General features: G+C 40.7%; 13 protein-coding genes, 2 tRNA genes and 1 other annotated feature. Of the genes, 13 read left to right on the forward strand and 2 right to left on the reverse strand.

Translation table 11 applies throughout. The annotated features are described in order from the left end of the window. Positions 1–229: 229 nt before the first annotated feature. Together QME45_07365 and QME45_07370 are read left to right on the forward strand one after the other, a co-directional pair. Positions 230–1,831, forward strand: a complete 1,602-nt coding sequence (locus QME45_07365; protein ID MDI6618482.1) for a response regulator — start codon at positions 230–232, stop codon at positions 1,829–1,831. Continuing rightward, positions 1,813–3,618, forward strand: coding sequence for a sensor histidine kinase (locus QME45_07370; GenBank protein MDI6618483.1), 1,806 nt, complete (start codon positions 1,813–1,815; stop codon positions 3,616–3,618). Before QME45_07365 ends, QME45_07370 begins: the two co-directional genes overlap by 19 nt. A 71-nt stretch (positions 3,619–3,689) precedes the next feature. Here the strand turns inward: QME45_07370 and QME45_07375 are convergent, their stop codons facing one another. After that, a complete protein-coding gene (locus QME45_07375) occupies positions 3,690–3,893 on the reverse strand; it encodes a hypothetical protein (protein MDI6618484.1) in 204 nt (67 codons plus the stop codon). Between the two features lie 320 nt (positions 3,894–4,213). On the opposite strand from QME45_07375, the gene QME45_07380 reads away from it, so the two are divergent. The 4 genes from QME45_07380 (at position 4,214) to serS (ending at position 10,161) form a co-directional block, all read left to right on the forward strand. Further along, entirely contained in the window at positions 4,214–5,092 is an 879-nt protein-coding gene (locus QME45_07380; GenBank protein MDI6618485.1) for a hypothetical protein, read from the forward strand. A 132-nt stretch (positions 5,093–5,224) separates the two neighbouring features. Next, positions 5,225–7,591 carry an alpha-L-rhamnosidase C-terminal domain-containing protein gene (locus tag QME45_07385; protein ID MDI6618486.1) on the forward strand — a complete coding sequence of 789 codons (2,367 nt, stop codon included), beginning with the start codon at positions 5,225–5,227 and terminating at the stop codon, positions 7,589–7,591. Between the two features lie 97 nt (positions 7,592–7,688). Then, positions 7,689–8,483: an HAD-IIA family hydrolase gene (locus QME45_07390; GenBank protein ID MDI6618487.1), complete on the forward strand. Its 795-nt coding sequence runs from the start codon at positions 7,689–7,691 to the stop codon at positions 8,481–8,483. 151 nt (positions 8,484–8,634) lie between these two features. Continuing rightward, positions 8,635–8,832: a binding site (T-box leader), on the forward strand. A 45-nt stretch (positions 8,833–8,877) separates the two neighbouring features. Continuing rightward, a complete protein-coding gene (serS, locus tag QME45_07395; GenBank protein ID MDI6618488.1) occupies positions 8,878–10,161 on the forward strand; it encodes a serine--tRNA ligase in 1,284 nt (427 codons plus the stop codon). A gap of 115 nt (positions 10,162–10,276) precedes the next feature. On the opposite strand, the gene QME45_07400 is transcribed toward serS, so the two are convergent. Then, entirely contained in the window at positions 10,277–11,557 is a 1,281-nt protein-coding gene (locus tag QME45_07400; GenBank protein ID MDI6618489.1) for an FAD-dependent oxidoreductase, read from the reverse strand. Positions 11,558–11,700: 143 nt separating this feature from the next. On the opposite strand from QME45_07400, the gene QME45_07405 reads away from it, so the two are divergent. The 7 genes from QME45_07405 to QME45_07435 all read left to right on the forward strand — a co-directional run bounded on the left by QME45_07405 (position 11,701) and on the right by QME45_07435 (position 18,702). Then, a tRNA-Ser gene (locus tag QME45_07405) sits at positions 11,701–11,791 on the forward strand. Between the two features lie 102 nt (positions 11,792–11,893). Further along, a tRNA-Ser gene (locus QME45_07410) sits at positions 11,894–11,987 on the forward strand. A 677-nt stretch (positions 11,988–12,664) separates the two neighbouring features. Further along, positions 12,665–14,692 (forward strand): ABC transporter substrate-binding protein, encoded by a 2,028-nt coding sequence (locus QME45_07415; GenBank protein MDI6618490.1) that lies wholly within the window; start codon positions 12,665–12,667, stop codon positions 14,690–14,692. A 189-nt stretch (positions 14,693–14,881) separates the two neighbouring features. Beyond that, positions 14,882–15,889: an ABC transporter permease gene (locus QME45_07420; protein MDI6618491.1), complete on the forward strand. Its 1,008-nt coding sequence runs from the start codon at positions 14,882–14,884 to the stop codon at positions 15,887–15,889. An 18-nt stretch (positions 15,890–15,907) separates the two neighbouring features. Continuing rightward, entirely contained in the window at positions 15,908–16,744 is an 837-nt protein-coding gene (locus QME45_07425) for an ABC transporter permease (GenBank protein MDI6618492.1), read from the forward strand. A 3-nt stretch (positions 16,745–16,747) separates the two neighbouring features. Next, complete coding sequence (locus QME45_07430) at positions 16,748–17,719, forward strand: ABC transporter ATP-binding protein (GenBank protein MDI6618493.1); 972 nt, start codon at positions 16,748–16,750, stop codon at positions 17,717–17,719. 2 nt (positions 17,720–17,721) lie between these two features. Then, positions 17,722–18,702, forward strand: coding sequence for an ABC transporter ATP-binding protein (locus QME45_07435; GenBank protein MDI6618494.1), 981 nt, complete (start codon positions 17,722–17,724; stop codon positions 18,700–18,702). The last annotated feature ends 158 nt before the right edge of the window (positions 18,703–18,860 follow it).

Here is an 18,860-nt window from a genome sequence, read left to right on the forward strand (position 1 = left end):
AAGCTCTTGGATTCTTAAGGCTGCTGGCCTTAGAACTTACAAAACTTGAATCTGCTGAATGAGTGTTCAAAATAACATAAACTCATATTGCAAATTGAAGATTTAGAATTTCAGTATTTTATAAAAATGGAAAAAAGATTTATAATATAATCAGTGCAGTATTTTTACCATAGATTATATTAATTTGTATAAATTTCAAAATCAATATTATAAAGGGAGGGGAACGCGTATGTACAGGCTGATTATTGTAGATGATGAAGAAACTATATGCGAGGGGTTATGCAAAATCGTCAATTGGAAGTCTTTCGGATACGAAGTAGTACAAGTCTTTAATGACGGGAAAAGCGCATTGGAATATATTAAGAGAGTGCCCGTTGATGTCATTTTAACTGACATTAAGATGACATTTGTGTCCGGATTGGAACTGGCAAAGTATATAAACTCCAATAAGCTTGACATAAAAGTTGTCATTATGAGCGGTTACAGGGAATTTGAACTTGCACGCGAAGCCTTAATTTATAATGTAAAATATTATCTGTTAAAACCTACGAATCTTGAAGAGATAAGGGACGTTTTTCTTAAATTAAAGACGGAGCTTGATGACGAGGGGCAACGGCGTCAGATGCTTAAAAGCAATCAGGAGGAATACAGGGAACTATTAAAACTGTATCGGGAGCAATTTTTTACGGATTTAATCATGGGAGGAATCCGTACCAAAGAAGCGGTTGATGAGAGAATAAAAGCTATAAAATTGAATATTAGCCCTCAAACAACTAAAATTTGCCTCTTGAATTTGTATTTTGAGCATAAGAAATTGCATAAAGATAATTACGATAAATATGCATTCGATGCAACTCTGGATAATTATATCAATAGTAAAAGTGAAAATATAAAGTACTTTACATTGCTGAACACAGATGGTAATACCCAGGTGCTGGCTGTTTCCTTAACTGATGTTGAAATTTGCAAGCTTGAAGAAAAATCGCTTGCATATATGCATATTCTTGCCGATAAAATTAAAAGCATTTTTGGGATAACAATGAAGATAACTCTTGAAAACACTTTTCCGAATCTTTATGAAGCCGCAGCGTATTATAAACCTCTGGTTTCTTCAGCCGATAAAGTTAACAGTAAAATTGAAGATATGATAAGCAGAGACGATTTACTTTACCTTACAAAACAGAAAAGGCTTTTTCTTACATATGTGAACTCGAATGATTCAGAAATGTCACGCAACCTATTCGATAATATCATCGATGAAATCAAGTATGCCGATATAAATGCAGTACATAATTTTATCGTCGATTTGTTTGCAGGTTTAAAGAGCAGGCTTGGGATGCTCGGTATGGTTCTTAACACCTCGCTGTTTCGTTACGAGGAGATTATCAATGCAAATAACATAAATAAGATAAGACGCCTGGGGCATTCGATGCTGGATGATATTTTAAAAGAGGTAGTAAAATATAAAAATGCGATGGATAATAGCGTGATCCAGAAAGCCAAGGAATATATTAATTGTAATTATGATAAAAATATCAGCCTTGGTGAAGTGGCAAAGTATGTCTTTTTAAGTCCGATTTATTTCAGCCATCTGTTCAAACAAAAAAGCGGGGAGACATTCATCGATTACCTTACAAAAATCAGAATAAAGAAGGCAATGGAATTACTCCATAATCCTGAACTTAAAATATACGAGATAAGTGAAAAGGCCGGGTATAAAAATACGAAATACTTTTACAGGCTTTTCAAAGAATATACTGGGTTGACGCCTGTTGAATACAGAGAGAGTATTACAGAGGGGCGGCTTAAGAATTGGGAAGAAGAAATTTAGGCATATGGAATTATATAAGATTTTATAGGTTCAACAGTATATTGATAAAAAATTTTCTCTTGATAATATCGTCAACCGTACTTCCTCTGATAATAATCATCTTTTCCGTTTATACTTATAACACCGCAAATATCAGGGATGAAATCAAAACGACAAACATAAATGCCCTGTCAAATGTCAGGAACATGGTTGATACGACGATATCGAGAGGCGATATGATTTCGGCACAGGTTGCGGCAGAAGAGGATATCACATCTTTGATATCGTACAGGGAAATTAATCCATCCCGATTGTACAAAAGCTTTTATGATCTTTACAGGAATATGGGATATATAACATCAACCAACGATATCATAGATTCGGTTTATGTGTATTTTGAGAACAGCAATTTTATATTTTCAGCTGATGGAAACAGCATGGACCTTCAGCATTTTAGCGATAAGGGCTGGTTTTCTGATTATGAGCTATATAAATCCGAGAAATATCACGTCGGTGCACGAAAAGTTTCCGATATATTCGGCGGCAATGTCAAAAATTTCATCTCAATTTTCAGGGCTATAAATAATAACGGAAATGAGGGAATGGCCATAGTAAATATCGATATCCAGAAGCTTAAGAATATTATCGATAATGCGGACAACTATAGAAACGGACGGGATTTGATCATATTAGGAAAGGACGGCACTATAATTTATAGTACCGATCTTACGCTGATAACGAAAAATATTAAAAATGAAAAGAGTTTGAATGAAATATTTATCAATAAAAAGGATAACTATTTTACGCATAAGATAAACGATACGGGTAAGATTATTACAATGCTGGATTCACAGTATAACGGCTGGAAATATATATCCATAACTCCTTTAAACCAGTATTCACAGAGGACTTATGATTTCAGATGTTTCCTGCTGATTGCAATATTGATCTGCATCGTAATAGCCATAATCATTTCATTTTTCATATCCATAAAGATATTTCAGCCTGTAAAGGAAATTGTTTCATTATTTAAAACTTCCGATGATTGGAGTGGAATAGTTCAGGAAAAAGATGAGAGGGGTTTTAACGAATTTAAATATATAACAAAAAACATTTTGAACTCCTTGAATAAAACGACACAGATGGAAAATGAACTCAAGGAGAGGCTGAAGTTGCTGCGCAAAGCACAGACTATCTCGCTGCAGGCTCAGATAAATCCCCATTTTTTATTTAATACTCTCGAAACAATAAACTGGAAGGCCATGATGCTGACGGGCGGTGAGAGTGAAGTTTCAAAAATGATCGGCTATTTATCCCAACTGCTTAGATTGAGCCTTGAAACCGAAAACAGTATCGTTACGGTAGAAACTGAAATCAAACATGTGAAGTGCTATCTTGATATACAAAAAATATGCTATAAAAATAAATTCGATGTAATCTGGAAAATAGACAGCAGAATTTATGGATATAAGATGATAAAGCTTACTCTGCAGCCTTTAGTGGAAAATGCGATTTCCCACGGGATAAAACCTAAAAGCGGCAAGGGGATAATATCCATTGAAGGAAAAGAAATGGATGATTATATAGAGATAAGCGTGACAGATGATGGGATAGGTATGCCTCCTGAGGCTGTAGCAGAGTTGAACGAGTCGATGAAAGATGATTATATAAAGGAGAACTCCCATATAGGTATTAAAAATGTAAATCAGCGCATAAAGCTGATTTTTGGAGATGAATATGGCGCTACGGTAGAAAGCAGGTATAACGAATATACCAGGGCTATTCTTAAGATGCCTAAGGAAAAATAAGCGTATTAAAATATAATGTTGGAAAAGGGGATAATTTAAGGTAGCTTTTGGAATTCCATGTATTCAATCTTTTAATATTTATCGCTTTTTGACTTTAGTAGTTTTAACTGATTAACCGAAAGACTATCCAGAAACTGGGATTTCTTTGATATATCAGTCCTTGTAATTATCTTTTTTTCGATGAGAAGTTCTATTATACTTACGATAGCGAGAGTATTTTTATAATCGATTTCTTTAAGGTCGGCTAATTCGCTTATTATATCGATATTATTCATAAAAAGACCTCCAGTGTTTTTATAAGTTGGATTATTCAAAGAATATGTGACCGTCTCATACTAAATAATTGACAGAAATAAAATTTTTATACAGATAAAGCTCATATAATTTGGACATCCTGCGTTACATGAAAAAAATATTGAATAAATCAAATGGCAGTGTTATCATATTTTCGGTTCGTAATTTGAGATTATGTTATTTTAAATACTCATTCGCCAGATTCAAGTATTGAAGTTACAAGGGTGTATATTTTATATTTGAATAATATATACACTCAGTTACAGAAGCAAAAATATCAAAAAGATGGAAGTGCATCGAAATGATCATAAATCCTTATGTAGCAGGCGGTACCTGGCTTAAAGGGTGCCTGCATGCCCATACCGAGAACAGCCCATGTGGGCATTATCCGTTGGAAAAGGTTATAGGAATGTATATGTCCTATGGAATGGAATATGATTTTTTAGCGATAACGGACCATTTCTCCTTGACTGAAATAGGGAAAACGGCTGGCGACGGCAAGCTTATTCTATTCCAGGGCGTTGAGTATAAAAGGGCGAAATTTCAGATGCTCGGCATAAATATTAATAAATACGATGATGATAAAGATAATTCAAACAACCATCAGGATATAATCGATGAGGTTAAAAGGCAGGGCGGATTTACGATAATATGCCACCCGCACCTGAATGCCGGGGATTACTGGCCAATTGAAAAGCTTAAAGGACTGAACGGCTACCTCGGAATTGAAATCTATAATAATAATGTAAGGCTTAACAATTCCGGAAGGGCAGTAGCCACTGATGTGTGGGACGAGCTTTTAAGCAGCGGCAAGAGAGTTTTTGGGTTTGCAAATGACGACATGCACATATTTTCCAGAGTCGGAGGTGCGTATAATATGGTTTTGTCTCCCGAAAAAAGCAAGGAATCTATAATAAATAGTATTAAAAAAGGAAGTTTTTATGCATCCTCAGGTGTTATTTTTGATTCGATAGCAGTAATTGGCGATATGATCAGCGTGAGGATAAAGCGCATACCGGGTGAGATTAGATTCATCGGAACGGGAGGGAAAGTGCTTAAGAGTACCTCCGGCATGGGCGCTGATTACGTATACTCAGGCAGTGAAAGTTATGTAAGAGTAGAAGTCAGAAGAGAAGACGGCGCTATGGCATGGACCCAGCCCTTTTATAAAACTGAATAAAATATTATAAGGTTGAAAAAAGCCAGACAGATGGCGGATAGAATGGATAAAAATAATATCAGGGGATGCAGGAAATACATCCCCTGATATCGTATATATATGTTTATGGATAAAAAAAGGGGGAAAGATAATATGGATTTGGACGGTAGAAAGCTTCTTGCCAAGGCCTGCTGGATTTGGCCGGGCGACAGGTTATTCGATATACATAACACTTATGCCCATTTCAGGAAGGACTTTGTACTTTCGAAAGCCGAGAAAAACGCTGTTTTATATATAACGGCGGATCAGAGTTATAGGCTTTGGATAAATGGGAAATATGTAACACGCGGCCCCGCCCGGGGTTATCAATCGCACTGGCCGTACGATACGGTCTGTATCGGGAGTTTTCTAAAAGATGGCGAAAACTATATTTCCGTGGAAGTATACAATCCGGGTGTAAGCACGTTCAGCTATATATTCCAATCATCGGCAGGATTTTTATGCGCCGGTAACCTTGGCAGCATGTCGATATTTAGTGATTCTACATGGCTGGCCAGGTATGATCAAGCACATAAAAGGGATACGGCTAATTATTCCATACAGCTATCTTTCCAGGAACATGTCGATGCTAAAAGGGATGACAGGACGTGGATAACTTCGCCGAGCAGGCCAAAGGGATGGCAAAGGGCAAATGCAACAGCGTTTGGCTCCATGCCATGGCACGATATTGAAGAGCGCGGTATACCCCAATTGAGAGAAACCAGGCGCTTTCCTGAAAGGTGCATATCGAGGTGCCATGGTAAGGTGGCGGTACAATATAAAGATTGGAGAAATGTGGCTCAGGGGCTCTATTTTGAACTGAAAAATAATAGTTGGAAGCCGGAGGATACTCTGTTAAAGCCGGATAATAACTTTATGGTTAAGATACCATCTTCAAGGGAAGGTGCGTTTAATGCCGTTACGCTAGACATGGGAGAAACCGTAGTCGGCCCCTGCAGCATAGTAGTAGAAGGCGGAAGGGCTGATGATTATATAGATCTATTTTTTCATGAAATATGTGAAAAGGACGGAAGCCCTGTGATTCTCGATATAGATGCATCAAATCCGTGCTGTATATCCATGGCAAACCGTCTGGTTCTTTCAGGGAATAAAACTGCTTATGATTTTTACCAGATACTTGGTTTTAGATATGTAACGATTATATCGCAGGAGAATACACAGGACATTTCCCTGCGCATCAGTGTCAATGATACAGGCTATCCGTATGATATTAAAGGTAAGTTTGAATGCTCCGACAGACAGATGAACGATATCTGGAATATTTGCCTGCGGACTGAACAAGTCTGTTCGCTTGATTCATATATAGACACTCCATGGAGAGAGCAGGGGCAGTGGTGGGGAGATGCAAGGATACAGTTCTGGAATACTATGGCTATGGATAACGATGTAAGATTATTCAGGCGGGGAATCCGATCGATAGCAGGACAATCCGTTCCTAACGGTTTAACATACGGACTTGCACCCACTAAGGCTCATACGTGTATTCTGCCGGACTATTCGCTTGTATGGATCATGACGATATATGATTACTACTGGCAAACAGGCGAATTGTCTTTATTTGAAGAAATGATTCCGAGGATTAACAGCCTCTTGGATTATTTCAGGCATGACGCCCCAAGATGCAAGGGATTGCTTAGCTATGACCCGCGGTATTGGTTATTCCTTGATTGGTCGAATCTCGAGAAAAAAGGATCGCCTACACTCTACAATATGTGGTACCTTTTGGCGCTCAGGACATTAAATAAAATGTTCAGTCTTACGGGGCATGAGGTTGAGGCCAAAGCAACAGCAAAAGAGGGAAATGAGCTTGAGGCGAAAATAGAAAACCAGCTTTTTGATGAAGATGCGGGATTATTTTGCGACGGACTTGATACTAATGGCGACCCGTATAAAATACATTCAGTCCATTCGCAAACATTCGCGATTATGCTTGGCTTAAAATCTGATTATCATAAGAATATGTTTGAAAAAAGGATATTGCCATTTTTAAAAGGGGAAAAACTGGATGTGTCTGTTCCTTCGGCTTACTGGACAAGTTATGTGATAACCGTTGCCCGTGAAGGCGGATTTTACAAGGAAGCTTTGGACTTCATCAAAAGAAAGTGGTCGCCGATGATAGCTTACAGCACATGTTCGGAGCAATTTAATTCTGGTAAGGGGACCAGCTCAGTCAGCCATGCCTGGAGTGCACATCCGATATTCCATTTGATGAATCTGCTTGGAGGGATTGTTCAGGATTCGGTTAATTGGAAGTCAGTAGTTTATAATCCATACTTTGCAGAAGGCTTGGACTTTGTTCGCGTAAAAGTTCCTACGCCTCATGGAATAATTGAAAGCAAATGGAACCGCAGGGGGAGAAATATAGATGTATCGTTGCTTCTTCCGGATGGAATCAAAGCCAAGGTAAGGTTGCCGGGGCATGAGGCTGAGGTCGTGCATTCGTTTAAATGCACGATATAACGATTTGTTAAAATATGAATGCGATATAAGTGTATATATAATATTCTTCAAATATAAAATATGTACCCATGCGATATTAAAATCGGGAGATAAAAGGATGAAGGATTTAAAGGATATCAAATGTTTCCTGCTGGATATGGACGGCACATTTTACTTGGGAAATGAATTGTTTGACGGATCGCTGGATTTTCTGGATATATTGAAAAAACAGGGCAAATCGTTCCTGTTCCTTACAAATAATTCATCTAAAAACAAAAACCAGTACAGGGACAAACTGAAAAGGTTAGGCTGCGATGTCGATGAGGAGGATATATTCACATCGGGAGAAGCTACAATAATATATTTGAATAGGATTAAAAGGGGTGCAGGCATATTCCTTATGGGAACTCCATTTCTTGAAGAGGAGTTTCAAAAAGCTGGATTTAAACTTATAAGGAGCAGGGATGAAAAACCTGACTTTGTGGTTTTAGGGTTTGACACGACTCTCACATATGAGAAAATATGGATCGCCTGCGATTTCCTGAGGGAAGGAATCCCTTTTATCGCGACGCATCCTGATTTCAACTGCCCTATAGAAGGTGGAAAATATATGCCGGATACAGGTTCGATGATTAAAATATTCGAAGCTTCCACAGGCCATTTTCCTGTTGTGATAGGGAAACCTTACAGGTATATAGTCGATGCAATAACAGACAAGTACGGCCTTAAAAATGAAGAAATTGCAATAGTCGGCGACAGGCTTTATACCGACATAAAGACGGGTGTAAATTCGGGTATAACATCGATACTCGTGTTTTCAGGAGAAACATCGAGGGATATGTACGCCGCATCCGATATAAAAGCAGATTATGAATTTTCATCTATAAAGGAGTTAGGAGAAGCCATCAAATAATATTCTTCAAATATAAAATATACTCCCGCAAAAAATATATGAAGTTGATTTTCATAATTTCATATTGCAGACCAAATTGGTTGGCGGAATTCAACAAAAATTAGCCAAATATATAGTATTATTTTGCAAATGTGATATAATATAGAATTAAATAAGACTGATGACGGGAAATAGTAAATATGTGTCCGTTATAAGAGAACCGGCGTTTGGTGCGAGCCGGCAGCGGCATTTATTGAATCCAGCCCTGAGGGTAAATCGGGTATGCCCGTTAAAGCTAAGAGATGGATTAAACTATTTTTAAATATTTTAATCAATTAGGGTGGCAACGCGGAAGCCTTTCGTCCCTTTTATGGATGGAAGGCTTTTATTATTGTAAAAATGGAGGAGACAAATTATGCTGGATTTAAAAAGGATCAGAACAGATTTACAGGGTGTTAAAGATGCGATGAAAATAAGGGGTGAAGATTTTGATCTTTCCCTTCTCGACAAGGTTGTTGAGCTCGATGAAAAGAGAAGAAAAATGATTACGGAAGCCGAAACATTGAAAAGCAAAAGAAACAGCGATTCTCAGAAAATCGCAAAGCTTAAGAAAAAGGGTGACTCTGCAGAGGAACTTTTAGCAGAGCTTAAGCAGTTGTCGGATAAGGTAAAGGAATATGATGATAAGGTAGCAAATCTTGACAGCGAAATATATGAATTAATGTTAACGATTCCAAATATACCAAATCCCACGGTGCCGGTAGGGAAAAGCGATGCCGACAACCTGGAACTTAGAAAATGGGGTACGCCGAGAAAATTTGGTTTTGATGCAAAAGCCCACTGGGATATAGGAGTGGATCTTGATATACTGGATTTTGAAGACGCGGCAAAAGTAACCGGTTCAAGGTTTACATTTTATAAGGGAGCCGGAGCCAGGCTTGAAAGGGCATGTATAAATTTTATGCTGGATTTGCATACGACAAAACATGGATACAAGGAAATATTTCCGCCGTATATGGTTCACAGGAGGAGCATGATAGGGACCGGACAACTGCCAAAATTTGAAGAGGATGCGTTCAAGGTTGCAGGCACCGATTATTTCCTGATACCTACTGCGGAAGTGCCAGTAACCAATATATACAGAGATGACATACTGGATGGCGATAAGCTTCCCATAAAACATGTTGCATACAGCGCATGCTTCAGATCCGAGGCCGGATCTGCCGGAAGGGATACCAGGGGGCTTATAAGACAGCATCAGTTTAACAAAGTGGAACTGGTAAAATTCGTAAAGCCTGAAACATCCTATGATGAACTTGAAAAGCTTACTCACGACGCTGAGGAAGTGCTGCAAATACTTGGCCTCCCATACAGAGTCGTGAAGATTTGCACCGGGGATTTAGGATTCACAGCTGCGATGAAATACGATATCGAAGTCTGGATGCCAAGCTACGGAAGGTATGTCGAGATTTCATCCTGCAGCAATTTTGAAGATTTTCAGGCAAGAAGGGCCAATATAAAATACAGGCCGGCACCGAAGCAGAAGCCTCAATTTGTCCACACTTTGAATGGCTCCGGTGTTGCCATAGGAAGGACAGTTGCCGCAATACTTGAAAATTACCAGCAACAGGATGGGAGCGTAATTGTTCCCACGGCTCTTATAAATTACATGGGCGGTCTTGAGAGGATCAGCAAATAAAAGAGCAATTTTGCGAACCCTAAGACTGTGAGCTTAGCGATTGAAATAATATTCTTCAAATATAAAATATTACAATATGGGATGAACTATCGGTGATAGTTCGTCCCATATAACACTATAATTCGACGCCCGAATCTTTTAAAACATGCTGTATTTTTTTATAGTCCAATTTCCTGGGGGATGTATTTTCCCTTACACAAAGAGCAGCGGCTATGCCTACGGCCTGCCCCATATTGGCACATATGGGCATTGCCCTGAAGTTTGAATGAGCTAAATGAGTTCCGGAAATATTTCTGCCTGCTAAATAAAGGTTATCGATTTTTTTAGGTACAAAACATCTATAGGGGATAGTGTAGCCCTTTCCCTGCGGGAATTTTTTCTGCATGCCTGTTTGATCGAGGCCCGCACCCTTTATGTTGTGGACATCGAAGTTAAAAAGGGCTTTAGCTACAACCCAGTCTTCGAATACTTTGGCTTCAAGTATGTCTTCCCTTGTGAGAGTGTATTCACCTTCAAAATGCCTCGTTTCCCTTACACCGATTATCGATGAAGAGCTTATTATATAACAGTTTTCAAATCCGGGTACATATTCTCTCAAGAACTTTACAATATAGTCGATCTGCCTTCTGCATACATATGTGGCATGAGTTAGATCTTCAACTTTAGTGCCGTCGACATCCGTACAGTTTGTCATATTGCAGGTGACTATTCCCGGAAGCGAACTTCTGTAAAGCAACACATGCCCGGCAGGGAACGGGATATGCTGCCTTCCAAGAGTCTGCAGATCGCCCTTTTCAAGCTCATATGTATCCTCGAAGCTGCCCGGAAATATTGCCCTATCTGTATCTACACCTGCGACCTTAAACATAATTGTCATAGGTTGCATTTTGCCGTCTTCTTCACGGCCCTTATGAAAAGGGACACCGGCTTTAGCCGCAATATCGCCATCGCCTGATGCATCTATTACTATTTTAGCCATTACAGCTTCTCTTCCGGATTTGCTCTCTATAATTACTCCTTTTATAGTATCCTCTTCCACAATGGCATTGCTGGCAAAAGTATAAAGTTCCAGCCCTACCCCGGTTTCATCGAGCATATTGAGCATGACGGTCTTTAGCTTTTCAGGGTTTATTATTTGTTTTCTGCTGCCGCTGTCACTGGATCTATCCAGAATTTCTTCGTAAAATCCTCCGACAGTTCCTCCTGTCCAGTGGCTCATAAGCCCTGTGGTAGCAACGCCTCCAACATCGCCTGCCTGTTCTATAAGCATGGTTTTGGCACCACACCTTGCAGCGTTTACGGCTGCTGAAAAGCCGGCAGGGCCTCCGCCGATTACCAGTATGTCGACTTCTTTCTTTACGGGGATCTTCCTTGAAGGTTCGGTAATATATTTCATTTGATTTCCCCCTTTAGTATTAATTCATTGATATCAACACATACTATTATAACATATAAATTTACATGTTCTGGAATCGACACCCCACATTTTATGTTGACAGGGTATCTAACTCTTGTTATAATATACAATGTGTCAGTTGTGGAGAGATGGTCGAGCTGGTTTAAGGCACCGGTCTTGAAAACCGGCGTAGGGGTAACCCTACCGTGGGTTCGAATCCCACCCTCTCCGCCATAAAAGCATTTTAAAATTTTTTTATACGATAAAAAGTTAAATTTTAAGAATGTTTACATGACAAAGGTAGATAATAATATCAAATAAAACTTAAGCTAACATGGAGAAGTACCCAAGTCGGCTGAAGGGGACGGTTTGCTAAACCGTTAGTGGGAGGTTTCTTCCAGCCCGGGTTCGAATCCCGGCTTCTCCGCCAAAATCAAGGCATTTCGTTAATTCGAAGTGCTTTTTATTATGCATTTTAGGTTCACATAACATGAAATTGGGGACACATGGTATAGAGTGATATAAAATCATATATGCTTTTCATCACTTTTTTTATTGTTTTTAAATAATATATTATCTATTTTTGGGACTGCAGTTCTATTTGCCAGTTATTTTATCGGTTGCATAATAGCACCATGAAATGAATACATATTACTATTACCAAACAAATTGAAAGGAGTAGCATCCATTTGGATTAAAAGACCTTCCTGAGGTTTTCTCTTCCGATGAGGTTTGTAGCGCCTTCTCTTTTTAGGGCTTTGAATGTTTGGATCTGTCGGGATTTTATAGAGGGTGGAATAACTAATCTTTATGTTCTCAAACCTCTCAAGGAGCTTTTAAAAATGTTTAAAATTGGAATGTTTGTAAAACTTAATAACAATAATTACTAATATAACATTATCACAAGATAATTACATTTATTTTATACGTCCCTTGTAATATGACAAATAAGTGCTATAATTATAAAGTAGATTAAAAAGTCATAATATTTGAAAAAATGTGTATAAATAAATATTTGTGTTAATTCAGTATTTATTGATATACAGCTTGTTTTGGTATTACAAAGAGACGCGCGTCAAATGTTGTTTATCCAACCCGGGAGGCTTTATGATTCATGTTGTTATTGGATTGAACACAGTTTGGAGACAAATTTCAACTGTGACAATCAAAAAAATAAAAGGAGGTTTTTTTGTGCGAAGAAAAGTTGTTTCTTTTCTGCTTGTGTTCACATTGTTGTTCGCATCCATGTCTTTGCAAGCATGTTCGAGTTCAAACTCGAACAGTAAAAGCGGTACAAAAAGTACAAGCGGCAAACAAGAGATGACGGACGTGGGTACTCCGCGTAATGAAACTCTAATCGTTGAAACACAGACTCCGACAGATGTACCTGGGCAGTTTAACTCCTATATGCAAGGCACCCAGATGGGATTTGGAATCCATCAGCTCATGTCAGCGATGATGTGGGAGATGGACACTGTAAAGGGCGAACAATATGGCGAAGTGGCGGATGGAATGCCGGTATCCAATTCGGATTTTACCGAGCATACCATTAAGATTCGCAAGGGCATCAAATGGTCCGATGGGCAAGCTCTGACCGCGAATGATGTAGTGTTTACGTTTAAAATGATTATGAGCAACACCGGCATCGGCCAGCACGATTATTACAATTCAATAATCAAGTCAGTTGAGAAGGTTGATGATTATACTGTCAAGATCGTTACGAAGGAATCCTTCCCTCGTCTTGCAGAGACATTTGGTGTAACTATCTGGGGAAACGACCTTCGAATAGTCCCCGAGCATATTTACTCAAAGCAGGCGGATGTAACTACTTTTAAGGACAGCAGTCCTGTAGTAGCCGGTCCTTATACCGTAAAATCATACGACAAGCTGGGCAAATGGATACTCTATCAGCGCCGCGATGACTGGAAGAACAGTACCGTAGGCGTAGTGACGGGTAAAGAGCCGCAGGCCAAGTATATATGGTTTAGGTATCTTGGCGATGATAATACCCGTCAAATGGCTATGATCAACAATCAAGTTGATATTTTGTGCGAGGTTACTCCTGAAATGTTGGAAGCGATGACCTCTGCCAATAAGAAGATTTCATTTTGGTATGACCAATTCCCATATGCTACAAGTGATGACCCATGCTCCAAGGGGATTGCTTTCGAAATGGCAAAGGAGCCGTATAACAATGCGGACTTCCGATGGGGTATAGCGCTTGCACTGAATTTTGACGAGATCTCGATGAGTATATTTAACGGTGTCGGACGTGCCAGCCCTCTGCCGATACTTACTAACACCAGTGCAATGCAGAAGCTGTATTATAAGCCATTGCTTTCATGGCTGGAATCGTTCGAACTGGATCTTGGCGATGGGACAACGGTTAAACCTTTTGATACCAGATATGCTGAAAGAATGGCTAAGACACTAAAGGATAAAGGCTATAATATCCCCACCGATGAGGATTCCCTGACCGATATGTTTGGTATCGGATCCTGGAAGCATGATGAGGAAGCAGCAACCAAGCTTCTTAAGAAAGCGGGCTTGGAAAAGAAGTCTGATGGTTGGTATTACAAAGGTAAGCCTTTTACCATAAATATGACTTATTTGGCTGATACCGAAGCTCAGGCAGGCCGTGGCCTACAAGCTGCATATAACCAGTTAACCAAGTTCGGGCTGAAATGCAATCTGTCCAGCCAGAGCAGCGCTACCTGGGATAGCAACAGCAGTACCGGAAATTATGAAATTGCCGGTTATTGGCCAACTGGCGGGATTACGAAGGATATCTATCCGCAGATCCGTGGTTGGGATGCCGACCTGATTGTGCCGCTTGGCAAGATTGGTTCCGGACAAGGATCGCGCTGGAACAATGCAGAAGCAACCAAGATAATTCATGAAATGGCAAAGCTGTCTCCGAACAGTGATGAGAACTATAAGCTTGGATTGGAGTTCATGAAGGTTGCTGTGAAGGATATGCCGTTCATAGGCTTCCACTCCGGAGTTAAGTTTGTTCCGACAAACAGCACTTATTGGACCAACTATCCGAACGCGAAGAATGCATATAACGGTCCTTGGTGGTGGTGGAGCTGCTTCAAGTACATTACGACCGAAATCAAACCGGTAAGTAAATAGCCTCTGTTTTTAAATTAGAGTAGGGCTTGAGAAAATAAGGCACGTGCGATTGTTTAAGACAGCAGTGCGTGCCTTATTTTTTTATATAACCGTTGTAGGTTGTTGGCTTGTGGATAGATCTACTGTACAATTATTTTCCGCTTTTCTGAATTTTACACCAAAATATTCATTTAGTTGCCAATTAAAGAGGTGAACAAATTGAAATTTCGCAAATATTTCGGTCTGCGTATTTTGACATGGGCTCTGACTATTTGGATAGGCGTTACATTCATATTCTTTATCCCACGTATGTTTCCGTCCGATCCTGTAGAGAATATGATAGGGCAGATGCAAGCCCGTTCCGGCCAGATGGATCCTAAGCAGATGGAAGCACTGAGAAAATCTTTGCGTATTCAGTTCGGCCTTGAGGGATCACTATGGGAACAGTATACAACATTTCTATGGAAAGGAGTACTGCATTTTAATTTCGGCCCTTCTCTCATGAGCTACCCGACACCGGCCGGAGAGATCATCAGCACATATCTGCCATATACATTGTTTTTGTCACTTACCAGTACGATTCTTGCCTGGATAATCGGTAATTTGATAGGCCTGCAGGCGGGGTTTCGTAAGGATAAGCGTTCTTCAAAAGTTATGGAAGGTATTGCAATATGTATATACCCCATTCCATATTTTATTATTGCATTGGTTATTCAAATTGTATTTGCGTTTTTACTTGGATGGTTCCCCCTCCAATCAGATATCAACACCACAGGAAGTATGGCCACTCTCGTTGCTTCCCTGTTGAAGGCATCGGTACTGCCGGCTCTTTCACTGCTGTTGGTCGGCACAGGTTGGTGGATCATCTCTATGAAGTCGCTTTCAGGTACGACTGCGCAGGAGGATTTTGTTCTGTACGCCCGATATAGGGGCCTTCCCGAAAACGTGATAGGGAGAAAATATGTGTTGCGCAACTCCATACTGACGCAGATTACAGCCTTGGCGATGAGCCTCGGCGGGGTCTTTAACGGTGCGATCATGACGGAGATTATCTTCGGCTACCCGGGCGTCGGCACGCTTATTCAAAAGGCAATACTTCAGTCCGATTATAATATGATTCTCGGCTGTATTACCATTTCGATAATCGCCGTTGCTACAGCTACTTTAATTGTGGATATTATATATCCGCTTATTGATCCCCGTATCAGATACAGTTAGGAAGAGGGGGCAGAATACATGAAAAAACTTTGGAAAAATTTGAGTAACCCTGCAAGGGCGGGCATTGTTATAACTGTTTTTTTCTTAATACTTGGGTTCGTCGTGTATTATTTTCCGCATGTTAACCCATTTACTTTCGACACATATGCCAGCAGACTCGGCCCCTCTTCAGAGCATTGGCTGGGTACGAGCAGTATGGGACAGGATGTTTACTGGCTGCTTATCGAAGCTATTCATAATTCGCTTCTGATAGGACTTATAGTTGCAACCATCGGAACCGTAGTTGGTGTGTTTGTCGGTTTGCTCGCGGGCTTCTCCGGAGGCACACTCGATCGTGTGCTGTCGGTCATTACGGATACGTTCGTGGTAATCCCATCGCTTCCCATTCTTATATTGATGACCTCGTTAATGAAGGGCAAGACAACTGTTGTTCTGATGGCGCTGGTTTTGGGAATGTTTGCATGGGCATGGCCAAGCCGACAGATACGTTCAATGGCGCTGAGCATAAAGGAGAGGGATTTTATCCATACCGCATGGTTCTCCGGGGAAGGTACGGTTCAGGTGGTATTGACGGAAATCCTGCCCTATGCGCTTACATGGTCACTTTCGAACTTTATGAATGCCACATTGAACGCCATTGCATCTGAATCCAGCCTTGCAGTCTTAGGGCTGTCTCCGGCGAATTTGATATCTCTCGGAAATATGATTCAATGGGCGAGGGAGAGAAATGCTATCTTTACCAGGCAATGGTTCTGGATAGGTTCGCCGATCGTGGCTACGGTTCTTCTTTTTATCGGCTTATTCTTATTCATAACTGGTTATAACGATTATCTGTCTATGAAGAGGGGGAGGTAAGGAATGCTTAAGATTGAACATCTGTCCACTTCTTACAAGACCATAAGCGGTGATGTGCATGTCGTCAATGATGTGAATTTCGAAATTCGTAACAACGAGATATTCGGTATCGCAGGGGAATCGGGTTGCGGCAAGACAACTCTCCTTAAGGCACTTTATGATATTGTGGAATTTCCTTTGCAGATCGATTCAGGCCGTGTGATTTTGAGCGGTGAAAAGAGGGGGTCTCATTTCTCGTATGAAACCGGCAAGATCCGCAATACGTGGTGGAATAACATCTCTTACGTGCCTCAGGCCGCACAGAGTGTGCTGAACCCGATCACGAAGATTAAGTACCAATTCCTGGATTCTATACCGAAGCAGGACAGGAATAACGAGACAAAGGAAGCAACTCTCGAAAGAGTAGCACATTATTTGGAAGAGCTCAGTCTTTCACCTGATCTGCTTGAAGCATTTCCGTTCCAGCTTTCAGGCGGTATGCGGCAGCGTGTGATAATCGCGCTGGCTACGTTTATGTCACCTAACGTGTTGCTCGCCGACGAACCGACCACGGCACTGGATGTGGTTGTGCAGCGAGGCATACTGCTGATGCTTATGCACCTGCAAAAACAGTTGAAGAATACGATGGTACTTGTCAGCCATGATATGGGAGTTCATTATCAGATCACCGATCGTATAGGAATAATGTACTCAGGTAGTTTTGTTGAACTCGGAAAGACCGATGAGATCTTTGATTCCCCGATACACCCCTATACAAGGATGTTAATAGATGCATTGCCAAAGATAGGGGACAAAAGCCAAAAGGCGGGAATACCGGGCCGCCCTCCGGCACTTACCAACCCTCCTAAGGGATGTAGGTTTGCGCCGCGCTGCCCTGATTGTTCGGAAATCTGCAGCAAAGAGGTACCTGTGTTCTGCGAAGTAATGCCGGGTCATTTTGCTGCTTGCCATAAGCTTGACAAGGGGGTTAAGTGACAATGACGGAGAAGCTGTTGGAAATAAAAAACGTAAGTAAGATATTCAGAATAGGAGGCATTTTAAGCGGTAAAAAGCTTGTAGCTGTTGACAATGTCTCATTGAATATAGATTCCGGAAAGCCGGTCATCCTGTCTATCGTGGGCGAATCCGGCTGTGGTAAATCAACTATGTGCAAGATGATTCTGCGCATGTATAAGCCCGATATGGGTGATATCATATTGTCTGGGAATTCATATTCCGATAAGAAGAATTACAATCCACGACAATTCCGGCTGGATGTTCAGCCGATATTTCAGAATCCGTATGAATCCTTCTCCGCGCGCAAAACGGTGGACACATACCTTTTTAATACAGCGCTCAGACTTGGAATATCAAAGAATCATGCGGAAGCCGAGAAATTGGTGGATGATACGCTCTGCAGTGTGGGCATGTCCCTTGCTACGGTAAAGGGCAAGTATCCTACTCAGTTTTCCGGCGGTGAGCTTCAGAGAGTTTCGATCGCACGGGCGCTGATCACCCGGCCTAAGCTTATAGTAGCAGACGAGCCGGTTGCCGCAATCGATGCGTCGATGAAGATGAACATCGTTAACCTTTTTAAACAACTCAAGGATAAATATAAAGTTTCCTTTATATATGTTACCCACGACCTATCCACAGCATATTATGTGTCTGACTACATCGCGACCTTGTATCGTGGATGCCTTGTTGAATACGGCCCCGCCAAGGAAATCATGGATGAGCCGGCGCATCCGTATACGGAGCTTTTGATGAACGCGATACCGAGGGTTGGTGAAAAGTGGGATAAGGACCTGACGATGCCTGATATGGAGGAGAAAGAATATGCGCTCACCTGCTGCAGATTTGCACCGCGCTGTCAGTATGCGACGGACGAATGCAGAAAAAAGATGCCGGATATGACGATGATCAGCAAAAGCAGGAAGGTGCTCTGCTATCATCCTCTGATAAAGCCAAGGCGGTAAATTGAAAGTTGCAGGTTGAATTCTTCAAGGAGTGATTTTAGAGCCTGTCATTGGTGAACTCATCAATATAGTGTCAGGGAATTTCATTCCGATTGTCATCAAGTCTTATCGAGAATTAAAAAGATATCCATAATTAATGGCACGTTTATGAAACTCTC

The organism is Clostridiales bacterium (genome assembly GCA_030016385.1).
Classification (GTDB): Bacteria; Bacillota; Clostridia; order Clostridiales; family Oxobacteraceae; genus JASEJN01.

What these genes read in the sequence shown, in the direction of transcription:
- QME45_07365 (MDI6618482.1), top strand. Translation starts at nt 230, where the DNA reads ATGTACAGGCTGATTATTGTAGATGATGAAGAAACTATATGCGAGGGG.
- QME45_07375 (MDI6618484.1), bottom strand. Translation starts at nt 3,893, where the DNA reads ATGAATAATATCGATATAATAAGCGAATTAGCCGACCTTAAAGAAATC.
- QME45_07380 (MDI6618485.1), top strand. Translation starts at nt 4,214, where the DNA reads ATGATCATAAATCCTTATGTAGCAGGCGGTACCTGGCTTAAAGGGTGC.
- QME45_07385 (MDI6618486.1), top strand. Translation starts at nt 5,225, where the DNA reads ATGGATTTGGACGGTAGAAAGCTTCTTGCCAAGGCCTGCTGGATTTGG.
- QME45_07390 (MDI6618487.1), top strand. Translation starts at nt 7,689, where the DNA reads ATGAAGGATTTAAAGGATATCAAATGTTTCCTGCTGGATATGGACGGC.
- serS (MDI6618488.1), top strand. Translation starts at nt 8,878, where the DNA reads ATGCTGGATTTAAAAAGGATCAGAACAGATTTACAGGGTGTTAAAGAT.
- QME45_07400 (MDI6618489.1), bottom strand. Translation starts at nt 11,557, where the DNA reads ATGAAATATATTACCGAACCTTCAAGGAAGATCCCCGTAAAGAAAGAA.
- QME45_07415 (MDI6618490.1), top strand. Translation starts at nt 12,665, where the DNA reads ATGATTCATGTTGTTATTGGATTGAACACAGTTTGGAGACAAATTTCA.
- QME45_07425 (MDI6618492.1), top strand. Translation starts at nt 15,908, where the DNA reads ATGAAAAAACTTTGGAAAAATTTGAGTAACCCTGCAAGGGCGGGCATT.
- QME45_07430 (MDI6618493.1), top strand. Translation starts at nt 16,748, where the DNA reads ATGCTTAAGATTGAACATCTGTCCACTTCTTACAAGACCATAAGCGGT.
- QME45_07435 (MDI6618494.1), top strand. Translation starts at nt 17,722, where the DNA reads ATGACGGAGAAGCTGTTGGAAATAAAAAACGTAAGTAAGATATTCAGA.